Source organism: uncultured Dialister sp., assembly GCF_937959425.1.
Lineage (GTDB): Bacteria > Bacillota > Negativicutes > Veillonellales > Dialisteraceae > Dialister.
Map to the genome: position 1 here is coordinate 19,590 of NZ_CALGPS010000187.1, position 15,027 is coordinate 34,616.

At 51.8% G+C, this 15,027-nt stretch carries 11 protein-coding genes; all 11 read right to left on the reverse strand.

What is annotated here, in order from left to right; genetic code table 11:
- Positions 1-585: 585 nt before the first annotated feature.
- The 11 genes from Q0482_RS07735 to der all read right to left on the reverse strand — a co-directional run bounded on the left by Q0482_RS07735 (position 586) and on the right by der (position 14,436).
- Positions 586-4,269 carry a PolC-type DNA polymerase III gene (locus tag Q0482_RS07735; protein WP_299145230.1) on the reverse strand — a complete coding sequence of 1,228 codons (3,684 nt, stop codon included), beginning with the start codon at positions 4,267-4,269 and terminating at the stop codon, positions 586-588.
- A gap of 59 nt (positions 4,270-4,328) precedes the next feature.
- A complete protein-coding gene (locus Q0482_RS07740) occupies positions 4,329-5,675 on the reverse strand; it encodes a VanW family protein (protein ID WP_299145231.1) in 1,347 nt (448 codons plus the stop codon).
- A 13-nt stretch (positions 5,676-5,688) separates the two neighbouring features.
- Positions 5,689-6,681 (reverse strand): DNA polymerase III subunit delta, encoded by a 993-nt coding sequence (gene holA / locus Q0482_RS07745; RefSeq protein ID WP_299145233.1) that lies wholly within the window; start codon positions 6,679-6,681, stop codon positions 5,689-5,691.
- Positions 6,672-8,933: a ComEC/Rec2 family competence protein gene (locus Q0482_RS07750; protein ID WP_299145235.1), complete on the reverse strand. Its 2,262-nt coding sequence runs from the start codon at positions 8,931-8,933 to the stop codon at positions 6,672-6,674. The genes holA and Q0482_RS07750 overlap by 10 nt, the downstream gene beginning before the upstream one ends.
- Positions 8,930-9,487, reverse strand: a complete 558-nt coding sequence (locus Q0482_RS07755; protein ID WP_299145237.1) for a helix-hairpin-helix domain-containing protein — start codon at positions 9,485-9,487, stop codon at positions 8,930-8,932. Before Q0482_RS07755 ends, Q0482_RS07750 begins: the two co-directional genes overlap by 4 nt.
- A gap of 111 nt (positions 9,488-9,598) precedes the next feature.
- Complete coding sequence (locus Q0482_RS07760) at positions 9,599-10,096, reverse strand: ATPase (protein WP_291056994.1); 498 nt, start codon at positions 10,094-10,096, stop codon at positions 9,599-9,601.
- A gap of 11 nt (positions 10,097-10,107) precedes the next feature.
- Complete coding sequence (gene coaD, locus Q0482_RS07765) at positions 10,108-10,596, reverse strand: pantetheine-phosphate adenylyltransferase (protein WP_291056992.1); 489 nt, start codon at positions 10,594-10,596, stop codon at positions 10,108-10,110.
- Positions 10,597-10,612: 16 nt separating this feature from the next.
- Entirely contained in the window at positions 10,613-11,185 is a 573-nt protein-coding gene (gene rsmD / locus Q0482_RS07770; protein WP_291056990.1) for a 16S rRNA (guanine(966)-N(2))-methyltransferase RsmD, read from the reverse strand.
- A 322-nt stretch (positions 11,186-11,507) separates the two neighbouring features.
- Positions 11,508-12,518, reverse strand: coding sequence for an NAD(P)H-dependent glycerol-3-phosphate dehydrogenase (locus Q0482_RS07775; RefSeq protein WP_299145239.1), 1,011 nt, complete (start codon positions 12,516-12,518; stop codon positions 11,508-11,510).
- Positions 12,519-12,523: 5 nt separating this feature from the next.
- Positions 12,524-13,108 (reverse strand): glycerol-3-phosphate 1-O-acyltransferase PlsY, encoded by a 585-nt coding sequence (plsY, locus tag Q0482_RS07780; RefSeq protein WP_291057028.1) that lies wholly within the window; start codon positions 13,106-13,108, stop codon positions 12,524-12,526.
- Entirely contained in the window at positions 13,108-14,436 is a 1,329-nt protein-coding gene (gene der, locus Q0482_RS07785; protein WP_291056986.1) for a ribosome biogenesis GTPase Der, read from the reverse strand. Before der ends, plsY begins: the two co-directional genes overlap by 1 nt.
- Positions 14,437-15,027 lie beyond the last annotated feature (591 nt).

Below are 15,027 nucleotides of genomic sequence, written 5' to 3' on the forward strand. Positions count from 1 at the left end.
TTGGCAGCCACCCCTTATCCGGCTACGCCGGACTTTCCCCTATTCAGGGGACAGAATAAACCGCCGAGAAGCAATCATCTCATAAGCATCACAAGGATTAGCGCCGCTAAAACCTCCCCCCTCCGGGGTGGCAAAGGAACTGGATTTGCAGGGGAGTGAAACAACCTGAAAATCCAGTGACATGCTTTTCCGTGGAGCAGGTGCCGTAGGCAGAAGGGGTGCATTTCCATCGTGCCAAAGGCGCGGTTGTATGGTTTTCTCTTTTCCCAGCCACCAGCCACTAGCTACCAGCCACAGTATAACAGGGCGATTTCTCCACTCCGCTTCGCTACGGTCGAAATGACAATATGGCGCGACTCCCCGATCCTCGATCTCGATCTTCGATCACAGACGCTTCGCGGCTGCACCCTTTGAACCCTCACGGCTGAAGGCCGTGTCCATAAAGCCGCCCCGCCGACTGGTATTTACTGCCTTCTGCCTCACTTACTCCATGTACCGAGATCCTTCGCTTGCGCTCGGATGACGGTGGACGTCGGGGCTCCCCAGCCACTAGCTCACTAGTCCACTAGCTCACCAGCTCACCAGCTAGAAGTCAAAGAGCGACATCTGCTCTTCTTCCGGCAGGTCTTTCAGTATCCCCATGTCGTCCATGGTGTCGATAATGGTCTGGCTTACTTTGCCCCTCTTCCGAAGGTCTTCTTTGGAGGTGAAGGGGTGGCTGTCCCTGGCCTTTACGATTTCCTTGGCTACGGAATCGCCCAGGGCAGGGATGCAGTTGAAGGGCGGCAGGAGTTTTCCATCCACCATCTTGAATTCGGAGGCGGCGGATTTATCCAGGCTGATGGGCATGAATTCCAGTCCCCGGAGGTACATTTCCGCCGCCACTTCGATGACCGTGGCATTTCCTTTTTCCACGGCGGTGGGATGCTCCAGGGAAGCGATGCGGGCCAGTTCCTGTTTCTGGGATTCCAGTCCCTTCAGGATGACCGGTGCGTTGAAGGAGCCTTCGGCTCGGATGGTGAAGTAGGCTGCATAGTAGGCCAGGGGCTGGTACACCTTGAACCAGGCAATGCGGAAGGCCATCATAACGTAGGCCACGGCGTGGGCTCTTGGGAAGAGATAGCCGATTTTAAGGCAGGAGTCGATGAACCACTGGGGCACGTGGGCGGCGTCCAGTTCCGCCTTGTTATTGGAGCCGTTCTTTTCAAGACCCTTCCCTTTACGGACATTTTCCATGACCTTGAAGGAGGTGAGGGGCTTTACGCCGTGGTTGATGAGATAGTTCATGACGTCGTCACGGGTGGAAATCGCATCTTCCAGTTTGACGGTACCGTTTTTGATGAGGTCCTGGGCATTGTTCAGCCATACGTCGGTCCCATGGGAGAAACCGGAAATTCGTACCAGTTCGGAGAAGTTTTTCGGTCTCGTGTCTTCCAGCATGCCCCTGACGAAGGGGGTGCCGTATTCCGGAAGGCCCAGGGCACCGACAGTGACACCCTTGTTTCCAATCACCGCCGCCAGCTGCTGGGGCGTGATACCCAGGGCTTCGGTGGAACTGAAAAGGGACAGGGTCTTCTTGTCGTCGAAGGGAATGGACATGGGGTCGATGCCTGTAATATCCTGGAGCATGCGGATGACCTTGGGATCATCGTGGCCCAGTATATCCAGTTTCAGCATACGGCCGGAAATGGAATGGTAATCGAAGTGGGTGGTAATGGTGCCGGGAATCACATTACCGTCTTCATCCTTCAGGTATTTCTTGTTGGCGGCATACTGGAGGGGTGTGAAATTGTGGATGTCCATGTCCCTTGGGCATACCATAATGCCTGCCGGATGCTGGCCGGTGGTTCGCTTTACCCCCGCCACGCCGGCAGCCAGTTTTTCGATGAAAATATCATTGAAGGTGAGGCCCCGGTTCTCTGCGTATTTCTTGACAAAGCCGTAGGCCGTCTTGTCCTGGATGCCTGCAATGGTGCCGGCACGGAATACGTTGTCCCGGCCGAAGAGTTCCTCCGTATACTTATGGGCCACGCCCTGGTCATCGCCGGAGGAAAAGTTCAGGTCGATATCAGGAACTTTATCGCCGTCAAAGCCGAGGAATACGGCAAAAGGAATGTCGTGGCCGTTTTTATTGAGAGGTGTGCCGCACTTGGGGCATTTCTTGTCAGGAAGGTCGAATCCGCCGCCTACGGAGCCATCGGTAAAGAACTGTGTCCAGTGGCACTTGGGGCATACATAGTGAGGGGGCAGGGGATTGACTTCCGTAATGCCGGACATGGTAGCTACGAAGGAGGAGCCTACGGATCCTCGGGAGCCTACCAGGTAGCCCCGGTCGTTGGAGTGTTTTACCAGCTTGTGGGCAATGTAGTACAGTACGCCATAGCCGTGCTTGATAATCGGCGTCAGTTCCAGGGTCAGCCTGTCTTCCACGATTTTGGGGAGGGGGTCTCCGTAAATGGCATGGGCATTGTCATAGCACATTTTCACCAGTTTATCGTCGGCGCCGGAAATTTTCGGGTTATAGGATTTCCATTCCTCCGCCAGAGGCTTTAAAACTTCGCACTGCTCTGCAATCTTCCGGGTATTGGTCACCACGATTTCAATGGCTTTATCCTTGGGAAGGTAGGAGAATTCATCCAGCATTTCCTGGGTGGTGCGGATATATACAGGGGGATGGGATTCGATTTTCCCCGGCTTTTCCCAGTTGGAAAGAAGGATGTCCCGATTTCGCTGGTCTTCGGCAAACATGTAATGGGCATCGGAGGTGGCACACACAGGGCGGCCTGCCTTTTCCCCGATTTCAATGACCTTCCGGTTCAGATCCTGCAGGTCTTTTTCGGTATTCACATTGCCGAATTTATCTTCGTTGATAAGAAATTCATTATTTCCAAGGGGCTGCACTTCCAGGTAATCGTAAAATTTTGCCTTTTTAATGAGTTCCTCATCACTTTCCCCTGCCAGGACGGCGCGGAAAAATTCACCCATCACGCAGGCGGACCCGTAAATGAGGCCTTCGTGATATTCTTCCAGGATGGGCTTGGGAATGAGAGGTCTCTTCCTGTAAAACTTCAGATGGGACAGGGTGACCATGCGGTACAGGTTGCGGAGGCCTGTAATATTTTTCGCCAGGATAATGATATGGTTGTACTGCTGGCGGTCGGTGTCCGGATTTTCCGGAATTTTATCAATCATGTACCCTTCCATGCCGTAAATCACCTTCTGGTGGTATTTTTCCGCCAGATCCTGGATTTTCGGGAAGGCCTGGATGACACCATGGTCCGTAATAGCCACAGCCGGGTGATGCCACTTGGCAGCGGTCTTGATGATTTCTTCGTTATCAATCAGACCGTCAAGGCTCATTTTGGTGTGGAGATGGAGTTCCACCCGGGGTGTGGGATAGTCGTCCTCATGGTCAATGACCTTGGCTTCCCCTTTTTCTATCTGCAGGAGCAGAAGTTCCAATGCATTGCCGCCGGAATACTTGTCAAAGCGTACATTGCCCCTGACCTTGACTACGGTACCGGGTTTCAGCGCTTCCACTCCCGCCGCTTCTTCGGGATGATCAAAAAATTTCTTGCAGGAAATACCATTGGTCTCGTCGGCCAGACGCATGATGAAAAGTTTCTTTTTGCTGCGGAGCTCCCTCACTTCGCAGCTGATGACGGTGCCATTGACAATAACGCCGTCCGCCTCATCCGTAATGGTTCTGATATCCACCGGCTCGCCGGTAATGTGCTTCCGTCCCAGATAGATGCCGTTCACGGCGCCCCCCTTCTTTCCCCCGTCCTTAGGAGAGGAAACGAAGGCACTCTTGGGAAGCACGCTGGTAAGGTCAGGCAGAATATCCGGCATATCCATTTCCAGTACATTGCCTGCTTCCGGCGGCAGCGGCGCCGCTTCCGGAGGGATATCATCCAGGGTAGGAAGAGCCATATCGTCCGGAGGCAGGGCGAAATTTTCCATGGGCTCCTCATCGGGGAGAGGAATATCTTCTACGCCCATGTCACCGGAAGGCATGGAATCTTCCGGTTCCTTATACGGCGGAGCCCCCATGTCCAGAGCAATGGCTGCAAACACTTCATCCGATACGTCTTCTCCATTTACATAAATGGACTCCACCGGAGTGAGTTCCTTTCCCATAGCCTTCAAGGCGCGGACAGCCGCATTCCTGTCGTCTGCCTTGATATACCAGGCCCTGCATTCTGTATCTACTTCCATCAATGTAATCATGGAATTCTTATTCCGTGACTGCAGACGGTATTTTCCCATGGATGTACTCCTTTCATGATAAAACCTGCCTGCAAGAGAGGCCTCTTTCCTATGATGATTCAGCCCTCTTCATCTTTCGGCAGGTCTTCTTTATTCTTATAAGTTACCACCGTATCCACCGCTTCATAGTCCGATTCAAAGAGGTCATGATATACCCTTCCGTCGGCCCATTTCACGCTCTGTTTGATGGTGACATTCTTTCCTTCATGTCCTTCTTCCGTCTTCCTGTCTTCCTTCTGGGCGGGGTCCACGCGGCTCACTGTCTTGAAAGGCAGCGTTTCTTCCTTTGTCTTGGAAATATCTACGTAGGACGGCTTATCTTCCTTGTTTCCCAGAATCCAGATGGATACGGAGCCCGGCGCATATTCCGCATAAATATAGACGCCGTGTTTCAGATGGTTCCGGAAGCAGAAATCAATGACCCCTTCCGCCACCGTAGCATCCCGCCCCAGAGGAACATAGGATACGGGAGAAAAATGGCAGGTGCGCTGGGTCACTTCCAGTCCGGAAAGAAGCACCGCATTGAAAAGGGTGGAGCTCACCTGGCACACGCCGCCGCCGGAGCCGGGCTCCAGTTTGCCGTTGATAATGACCGGCGCTTCCTTGTATCCGTTGGCGGCGGAACGGGATCCGGTGGTTTGGTTGTAGGAAAAACCATCTCCCGGCTTCAGATAGGTGCCGCTGATTTTTTCCGCCGCCAGGGAAATATTGCTGCTCCTGTTGGCATCCCCGCCGAAATGGGTGGTGTATTTACCAAGGACCGTATTGATTTCCTTAGCTTCTTTGTCCGACATATTCGGTTTCTTTTCTTCGGACACCGGGATTTCCACCTGTCCCCCTTTTCCTGTTTCCAATGTTTCCTTCACCTGGGAGAGGAGCTCCTCCTCCTCGATTTTAAGAAAAGGACGTCCTTTGGAAAAGGTAATGGAGCCGTCGCTGTGGAAACGGGGCATGGCGTTCTGCGCCGGTTTTCCGTACTTGGCCTTCAGCTCCCCTGTTTTCCGATTCACCGCTTCCTTATCAAAGGAGGCGTCAATGTGGGCGGATTTTCCGGAAAGAAATGTCTCCCACCGGTCCTTCCACCGGCGGAAAAGGCTGCCCTTCCTTCCGATTTCCATGGCTTCATCCAGGCTGTGCTCATCGTAGTGGACTTTCAAATCCTTATAACTCCATTCCTCGTGGACCGAATCTTTTGTGAGCTCCAGCTTTTCCTCTGCCATGGCCCGGTTCTGCTTATCAAGGAAATCCATCAGCTGTGCTCTTGATTTTCCTCCTGCAGAAACGCCGTTAATCCGGACGCCGGGAATGACAGCATCTCCTTTCACCCAGAGAAAGGGGGCGGCGGCTCCCGACAGGAGCGCCACCAGTGAAATCATGCCTGCTATGCGTTTGATTCGTAATTTCAATGAACAGCTACCTTCATTTCATGCAATATGTAAGAAGCAGATCCTTCAGTTCCAGGTCCGAAGCTCCCTGCCTTGTCTTCATCTGATAATTAAAAATCTGAAGCAGAAACCATTCCGCATCCCTTTCCTTCACTTTGGATGCTTCTTTCTGCATATTCCGCCACATCCAGGAAGTACGTGCCCCCAGGGCCTCTTTGATTTCCGATTCCGGACGGCGGCTTCTTTTCATTTCATGGAAAATTTTAATCTTTCTGAATTTGGAAGAAAGAAATCCCAGATTTTTGATGGTGGATGGAATATCTGTAAAAACGCGGTCCGCACTTTCCAGCACCACCGCCGCTTTTTTGTCCAAAAGAGCGTCGGTAAAGCGGAAAATCCCCTGGTTCATGTAGTCCGGAAGCGCCGCTTCCAGCAGTGTCCGGGTCACCGTGTCCCTGTTTCCGCACATCAGCACAATTTTATCACATTCCGTCTGCAGAAGGGGAGATGATATCTGTTCCCAGGAGGAAAGAACCGTTTCCAGATATCCCCGGGCTTCATAGTCCACCCGTTTCCCTTGGTCCGCCAGCATGCGTATCATGGTGCCCGCCGCGTCCCGGGGATTCATGAGGCTGTACTCTTCGGCGGTGCAGATGGAAAGGAGGGTCTTTACGATTTTTGTCCTCTTGTCCACCTTTCCGTCCACCAGGATCACCAGCAGGATATCGGGGGATAAATCTTTTAAAATCTGCAGGAAGATTTCTTCCTTTTTATCCTCCTTCTCCGACCGTCTCTTCAGAAAGGGAGGATTGTGGATGACCACCGCTGTTTCCGCTGTAAAAAGGGACTGCCCTTCCAGCGCATTTTTGTATTCATCGAAGTTGCCGTTTCCGTCAAAGAGGGTCACATCCGGCGGATTTCCGTGGAAATAGGACGCAATGAGGCTTCTCTTCCGAATATTGGCTGATACAGGATCATCGCCGTACAAAAAGAAGCAGTTATTCTTATTCACTTTCTTCATAACCATGATGTACCTTCCAGCTCCCATCTCCCCCGGAAGGATGCGGTCTGCATCCCTTGTGTATACACATTGGCTGCGGGGTAATTTTTAAATTCAAATAAATCCATATCTTCAAAGGAAGAGGACAGGCGGCTTCCTCCATATACAACCGCTTCCGCCTGCACCCGGTCAATTTCCTCCTCCGGTATGCCCTTCCCGCTCTTTCGCCCCGAGGCAGCCCACAGGGTATGGCGGGGAAAGGAAATATCCAAGAGCCCTCTTTCGCCGGAAAGATAAATGCCTCTGTCTCCTTCTGAAAGGAGCCAGCTGCTTCCGTTGGTAAGGAAGTATAGGTTTCCCAGACGAAGGCGGCAGGCGGAAAGGGGCCGAAGGGTACCTTCAAAGCCTTCCATAAGCCAGGGCGCCTTTTTCTCTGCCTTTCCCCCGGTTACCCATATTTCCCTTACCTTCACCGGCAGGGTGAGGGGGATGGGCTCCTTCACATTCTCCAGGTTCAGAATCAGCACATCTGCATCAAAAACGCCTTCATAGCCCAGAATGGATTTCCATTCCCAATCCGATGTATGGGAAGGAATGCTGCCGCCCTTATAGTATAAAATTTTGTGACCGCCGGTGACAAGGATGGCTCCCTGGTCAGGCCCCAGATCAGGGAAGTAGACCATTGTCTCCGGCTTTGTCACATAGAGAAAGAGGGTAAGACCCAGAAGACCGCCCCAGACCCCCAGGGCACTGACAGTCCGCCATCGGAAGGCAGTGATTTCCTTTTTGAAATAGAGAAAAGCCACGGTGGCGTAATAGAGAATCCCCTGCACCAGAGTCATGCTGCCTGTCTGCAGCGCCGCCCGGGGCCAGGCGGAAAGGCGAAGATTCAGATGAATGCCGGCCCAGAGAAGATAATCGGACACATGAAGAATTCCTCCTGCCAGGGGCAGAAAGACCGGTGCCGCAGCGGCAGCCAGCAGTCCTGCGATAATAACCCATTCCAGAAAGGGCGTAACAAAAAGGTTGGCAGGGATGAAATAGAGAGGAAAGGTGTGAAAATCATAAAGCATGACGGGAATGGTCAGCACCTGGGCTGCCGTGGAAAGAGCGACGCCTTCCTTCACCCATTTGGGAAGAAGGGGAATAGGCAGAAGCCGGCCCATGAGAGGCCGGTAAAAGATAAGAATGCCTGCCGATGCCCCTACGGAGAGCTGGAAGCTCACATCATAAAGGTAAAAGGGATCCCAGAGCAGCATGCCTGCCACCGCAGCGCCAAGGAGATTAAGGGATGTCTTTTCCCTTTCCAGAAATACACCGCCTACGGAAAGGATGCCCATCACCGCCGCGCGAATCACCGGCGGCACCAGCCCTGACAGGAAAGAATAGAAAAGCACCAGCACCACAGCGCCGCCAATCACCAGCTTACGGGGCAGGTGAAGCCATTTCCCCAGGAAATAAAGAAATCCGAATAGGAGCGCCACGTGGGAGCCGGAAACGGAAAGGATATGGATAATGCCGGTGGCGGAAAAGGAATTCATAATGGATTCCGGTATGTCACCGTAATTGCCGCCAAAAAGGAGGGTCATGAGGATATGAAGCCTGATGGAATCCATGTAGGGTGCAAACCAGGCTGCAATCTTCTCCTTGATTTCATCGGCCTTCCTGGCGGCCTCATATTTTCCGCTTCTTCCTTCCAAGTGGACTGCGGCCTTCTGCTTTGGATAAATCCGTCCGATAAGCCGGCGGCTCCGGTACCTTCCTTCCAGATCAATTTTGCCGGGATTTTTGTAAATCCTCACCGCCGTCATTTTTCCTGTGACGGAAATCCGGTCTCCGGTGCGGTAAAAAGTCTTTGGCTCCGTATCATAGAGGAAAGCGGTGCCGGACAGGGATTTCGTCTCCCCGTCTCCATAGGTTACAGTCTCCAGCTCCGTGTAATAGCGGGCATATACTTCGCCCTTCTCATTCACCGCCGGCGCTTCTTTCACAATCCCCTGCCATCGGCCTTCGCTCCCTGCCGCCCAGGAGGACTGCTGCTGCCAGTACAGGTCTGCCAGAAACATGCGCCCCATGCCGCAGAAAAGAATGAACAGGATCGGAAGGAGGACTGCCATCCCCCGTTTTCCTTTCCACAGCAGGGCCAAAAGAAGAAAGCATCCGCCTGCCAGGGGAAGCGCCGGGAGAAAGCCCATGATAAAAGAGGGAAATGCATCATAAAGCATGATTCCCAGCGCCAGGCAAAGGGCACTCCAAAGCAGGGGATACTTGGTATTCATAGTGTAATCTTATCCGCCAGTTTCTTGAATTTCCCATCGCTGATGGACGGTACATGTTTCAGGTCTTCCTTGCTGTTAAACCAGCCATGCTCCTCCCTGTAGGCTATGATTTTTTCCGCAGTCACCTTGCCTACCCCGGGCAGGGTCTCCAGCTCTTTGGCACCGGCTGTATTGATATTCACCAGGCCCAGGGCGCCGGGATCCTTCATGTAGGGGTCCAGGGGAATGTATATTTTCATACTTTCCGTCACCGGCTCTGCCATATTCACCCTGTTCACATCGGCATAGGGAAGTACATCTCCCGCTGCCTTCACCGCATCATAATAGTGGCTGCCTTCCGGTATTTCGTACACGCCGGGGTTCTTTACGGCACCTACCACATACACCAGAATGGTTCCCCCTTTGTCCGAAGGCCTGGTTACCTCCACCGGCGGCGGTGCCTTTTCTTCCCGCAGGGACAGGGGATCCAGCACAAAAAAGGACAGCCCCATGAGAACACATGCAATACATAAACAAAGAAGTATAGCTCTCCTTTTGTCTCCATCGGTTCCCATAGGCCTGTCCCCCTGTTTCAAAAGACCCAGAAAGTAAGGTTAAGAATCATTTGGCTTCAGGAAATACCGAATCCGGTCTTCCCTCTCTGCATGCCCCGGCATGCAGTATCTTTATTTCTTCTGTGTATCCTGGGGCTGCTGTTCCTGCTGGCGGGCAGCGGCGGAATTGGAATCAATCAGGCTCTGGCGGTTCTTTTTCAGGCTGTCCAGCACGTTTTCCATATTCGTTTCCACATACTTCAGCACATCGGTGGCATAGGTAACGGAGCTGGTACGCAGCTCATCGGCCGATTTGTTGGCAGCGGAAATGACTTCATTCGCTCTTTCCTGGGCCTGCTTCACCAGTTCGCTTTCCTCCGTAATGCGGGCAATGTAGTCCTTGGCCTGGGCTACCGTATCTTCCGCCTTCTTTTCGGCATCCAGCATGATTCGTTCCTTATCGGCCACAATCCGTCTTGCACTTTCCAGTTCGTTGGGCAGGGACTGGTTAATGGCGTCAATCAGCCTTTCCACCTCGTCCTTGTCCACCATTTTCTTATTGGTGAAGGGGACTTCGCTGGCATTGTTAATTACATTTTCAAGTTCTTCGAGAAGTTTTCTTGTATCCATAATCGGCAGCCTCATTTCTTAATAGAATTTACTTTCCTTTTTATCATTTCCTGGACAAAGGGCGGCACCATGGAGGTTACATCTCCATTAAAATGGGCCAGCTCCCGGACGCCGGTAGAAGAAAGATAGGAATAGCGGCCATCCGTCATAAAAAATGCTGTTTCCAGGGTGGGATCAATCTTTTTTATCATCAGGGCTCTCTGGAATTCATATTCGAAATCGCTGAATGCCCGAAGTCCTCGAATCAGGAGATGACAGTTCTTTCTGGCTGCATATTCATTCAGAAGTCCGTCGAATGCATCCACTTCCACATTAGGAATATCCTTCGTAGTTTCCTTCAGCATGGTGATGCGTTCTTCCGTAGTGAACATGTAGTGCTTTGTGGGATTCAAAAAAGCCGCCACAATCAGTTTGTCTACAAGACCGGCACTTCTTCTGATAATATCGAGATGACCATAGGTGACCGGATCAAAGCTTCCGGGGCATATAGCTAATTTCATTCAAACCTTCTCCTCATTATCTGCACTGCAGATAACTTACAACAATCGCTCCCACCTTTTTCTCTTTCCATAACTCGCATTTCCCTTCGAAAAGAGACAAATCCGGTGGTTCGGATACTGAATGTTCTGCAATAATGATGGCTTCTTCCGCCGGAAGGCCGCAGGCAAAGACCTGTGCCAGGATTTCATTGATATATCCCTTCCTGTAGGGCGGATCCATGAAAATGTAGTCGAAAGTCTGCCCCTGGAGTGCGCGAAGGGAGGACGAAACGTCCCCTTTCAGAATGCGGCATCGGTCATCCACATGACAGCGGCGCCCGTTTTCTTTGATAACTGCACCGGTAGCTTTATCTATAAAAACAGCCTCCGACGCGCCCCGGCTCAATGCTTCCAGTCCCATGGCGCCGGTGCCTGCAAAAATATCAAGCACCCTGGTCTCCAGAAGACCCACATTGGCCAGCACATTGAAAACGCTTTCCCTCACCCGTCCCAGCGTAGGCCGGGTATTTCTGCCGGACGGAGCCGACAGCAGAGTGCCCCTGGCGCTTCCTCCAATAATTTTCATATGTTCTACCTCATATTGCACCATGCAAAAAGCAAATACTGCTTCTCACACTTATGTTCATTATAGCATAAAAGACCATGTAAATCGCTGATAAGCGTAAAATTTTTTATGGCGGAAATGGTTTCCTGTTCGGCATGGAAGCGCTGTGTTTCAACTCATTGGGAAACTTTTGGCATATAGTTTCCTATTCGACTTGCTGCCATGGCGGTTCGCACCGACAGAAAACTTTTCGCTAATAGTTTCCTATTCGGCTACAGTTCCCTACCCCACATGACGCCACTGTTGCTCATCGCCATAGGAAACTATTCACCCATAGTTTCCTATGGCGATGTCTGCCCGGCGACCCTCACATAGGATAGGTTTCGGACTCCGCCTTTTTGGCCCGGGTCATAAGAATTTCCAGAGCTTCCCTGACGTTATGATCGCCTTTAATCAGATGGCACACTTCTTCCGTAATAGGCATATCGATATGTTCCCGCAGGGCGATTTCATGAACCAGACGGGCCGTACGAATTCCTTCTACCACCATGTTGGTGCTTTTGCTGATTTCATCAGCAGTCATTCCCTTGGCCATCATCATGCCGGCCCGGTGATTGCGGCTGTGGATGCTGGTGCAGGTGCATACCAGATCCCCCATGCCGGAGAGGCCGTAGAAAGTGGTCATCTGGGCGCCGAAATGAACGCCGAACCTGGTCATTTCCACCAGTCCTCTGGTCATCAGGGCAGCCCGGCAGTTATCACCAAGACCGATGCCGTCAAGAACGCCGCAGGCCAGCGCCATAATATTCTTCAATGCGCCGCCATATTCCACGCCCCGTATGTCATCGCTGCGATATACCCGGAAAACAGGGCTCATATACAGGTCCTGCACAATCTGCACCGCTTCCGGTACAGCCGAGGCAGCCACAGTGGCGCAGGGGAGCCCTATGCCCACTTCTTCCGCATGATTAGGACCGGAAAGGGCCACAATCTTATCGGTAATACCAGCCACTTCCTTCGTAATTCCTTCTGAAAGGCGGTGGCCTTCATTGTCTGCCAATCCCTTGGACGCGCATACCACCACCGCATCTTTCATGAGCCAGGGCTTCAGACGGGCCGCCATGTCCTCTACCACATGAGAAGGAGTGCAGATAATCACACAGCCTGCTCCTTCCACCGCTTCCTCCAGATCGCTGGTAATGCGGATCTTTTCAGGAATGTGAGCGCCCGGCAGGTATTCTCCATTTTCCCGGGTCTTCCTCATTTCCTCTGCTCTATCCGGGTTCCTGCAGTACATAATCAGATCATTATTCCGTCCGGCCAGTTCGATCATCATGGCAGTACCCCATCCGCCGGCTCCAATCATTGCAATTTTCAAAGGTATTACCTCTTTTCCCTGGTAATAGGCTTCTCTTCACCTCTAAGAAGCCTTCCAATATTATCTTTGTGTTTTCCGATAACTATCACCGCCGCCAGTGCACCAAAAGCCACGTACTCCAGCGGTTCTCCCACAATCAGCATGACAATGGGCACCACCGGCGCTGCCAGGATGGAGCCCAGTGAAACGATGTGCTTCCATTTGAAAATGGCAAGCCATACAAGAAAAGCAGCCAGCACGGCAGGAGCACAGATATAGGTAAAGGCCCCTACGCCGCAGGCCACGCCTTTGCCGCTTTTGAAATGAAGGAAAACGGACCAGTCGTTGCCGATGATGGCAGATACAGCGCATAGAAGTACAATCAAAGGATCCGGCATCCCCAGATGGACGGCGATAAATCCCTTCATGAAATCGCAGAGAAATACAGCCAGTCCCGCTTTGGCCCCCAGCTCCCGATAGGCGTTGGTGGCGCCGATATTACCGCTTCCCACTTTTTTCAGATTGACGCCGTAGAAAATACGGCCGATCAGATAACCGCTGGGAATGGCCCCTATAAAATAGGCCAGCACAATCCACAGGATGGACTCCATCACTCGTCGCCACCATCCTTTTTGCTCCGTACTACGATACGGATAGGCGTGCCTTCAAAACTGAAGGCTTCCCGCAGCTTATTTTCAATGAAACGGACATAGGAAAAATGAATCAGGTTGGCGTCATTGACGAACATGACAAAGGTTGGCGGACGTACGCCTACTTCCGTCATGTAGTAAATCTTGGCCACCCTGCCGGAATGGGCAGGCGGCGGATTAATCATTTTCGCATCTTCCAGAAGGTCATTGAGGACAGAGGTGGGAACGCGGAGGCTCTGCTGCTCTGCCACATTGTAAATCATATCCCCCAGACGGTGGATTCTCTGCTTTGTCAGAGCCGAGCCGAAAAGCATGGGCGCATAGGAAGCAAAAGGAAGACCGTTCTTGATTTCCTTTTCAAATTCGTTGATAGTATGTTCATCTTTGGTAATGGAATCCCATTTATTGACAAAGAGGATGAGCCCCTTGCCTGCTTCATGAATGTAGCCGATGATTTTCTTATCCTGCTCCGTGAGCTTGTCTTCCGCATCAATGACGAAAATAGCCACGTCGCAGTTGTCAATGGCCCGGATGGAACGGATAACGCTGTATTTTTCCAGCGGTTCGTCGATTTTGCTCTTCTTCCGCATGCCCGCCGTATCTACCAGGATAAAGGTCTTTCCCTTATAGGTCCAAAGGGAATCCACCGCATCCCTGGTGGTTCCCATTTCATCAGCCACCAGCGACCGTTCATAGCCCAGGAGAGAATTGATGAGAGTGGATTTTCCCACATTCGGCCTGCCTACGATGGCAGTGCGGATAATATCTTCCGACTCCTCTTCATGAAGATCAGGGAAACCTTCCGTAATGCGGTCCAGAAGGTCGCCAAAGTTCAGGCGGTTCACGGCGGAAATGCCGATGGGGTCTCCCAGTCCCAGGGAATAGAATTCATACACATCCATTTCCTGGTTATCGCTGTCCACCTTATTCACCGCCAGCACCACCGGCTTGCCGGTTTTCCGGAGGAGCCCCGCAATGGTTTCATCATCACTGGTCATGCCCGTCCTTGCATCCACCACAAAGAGAATGACATCGGCCTCTTCCATGGCCAGCTCCGCCTGCTGCCGGATGCCGCTGGAAATCCGGTCCTTTTCATTCCTGAATTCGATGCCGCCGGTATCAATCAGGGTGAATTCCTTGTCCAGCCATTTCACATCGCAGTAAATCCTGTCTCGAGTTACACCGGGGATGTCCTCCACAATAGATACGCGCCGCTGGGCCAGTCCGTTAATCAGGGTCGATTTTCCCACATTGGGCCTGCCTACAATGGCAACGAGAGGTTTACTCATAAGTCCCCATCCTTTCTATATCTGAAATCAAATATCTTGTCATAACTACCTTGGAGCAACACTTCTCCATTTTTATTCATACTGTATTGAAATTGTATGACGGATAGGAGTTTATGTCAAGGAAAATGGGTTCCTGGCCGGCATGGCAGCTCTATAGTTCACCGCAGTTTGCTAAAAGTTTCCTACTCGGCATGACACGTCTGCCATTCACTGCGGCAGGAAACTTTTTGCGTATAGTTTCCTGCCCGGCTTGACACATCTGCTTTTCATCGCGACAGGAAACTACTTGCGTATAGTTTCCCATTCGGCTTGACACAATGGCGGTTCACACCGACAGGAAACTGTTCGCGTATAGTTTTCTCCCCGACTTGACGCCATGACGGTTCACACCGACAGGAAACTGTTTGCATATAGTTTCCCATTCGACATGACACCATGGCAGTTCATACCGATAGGAAACTGTTCGCGTATAGTTTCCTATCCCACATGACACCATGGCGGTTCACACCAACAGGAAACTGTTCGCGTATAGTTTCCTCCCCGACTTGACGCCATGACGGTTCACACCGACAGGAAACTGTTTGCATATAG

Bases quoted from the DNA above. Each gene is read 5' to 3' on its own strand.
- Q0482_RS07735 (WP_299145230.1), bottom strand. From the start codon at position 4,269: ATGGGAAAATACCGTCTGCAGTCACGGAATAAGAATTCCATGATTACA.
- holA (WP_299145233.1), bottom strand. From the start codon at position 6,681: ATGGTTATGAAGAAAGTGAATAAGAATAACTGCTTCTTTTTGTACGGC.
- Q0482_RS07750 (WP_299145235.1), bottom strand. From the start codon at position 8,933: ATGAATACCAAGTATCCCCTGCTTTGGAGTGCCCTTTGCCTGGCGCTG.
- Q0482_RS07755 (WP_299145237.1), bottom strand. From the start codon at position 9,487: ATGGGAACCGATGGAGACAAAAGGAGAGCTATACTTCTTTGTTTATGT.
- Q0482_RS07760 (WP_291056994.1), bottom strand. From the start codon at position 10,096: ATGGATACAAGAAAACTTCTCGAAGAACTTGAAAATGTAATTAACAAT.
- coaD (WP_291056992.1), bottom strand. From the start codon at position 10,596: ATGAAATTAGCTATATGCCCCGGAAGCTTTGATCCGGTCACCTATGGT.
- rsmD (WP_291056990.1), bottom strand. From the start codon at position 11,185: ATGGTGCAATATGAGGTAGAACATATGAAAATTATTGGAGGAAGCGCC.
- plsY (WP_291057028.1), bottom strand. From the start codon at position 13,108: ATGGAGTCCATCCTGTGGATTGTGCTGGCCTATTTTATAGGGGCCATT.
- der (WP_291056986.1), bottom strand. From the start codon at position 14,436: ATGAGTAAACCTCTCGTTGCCATTGTAGGCAGGCCCAATGTGGGAAAA.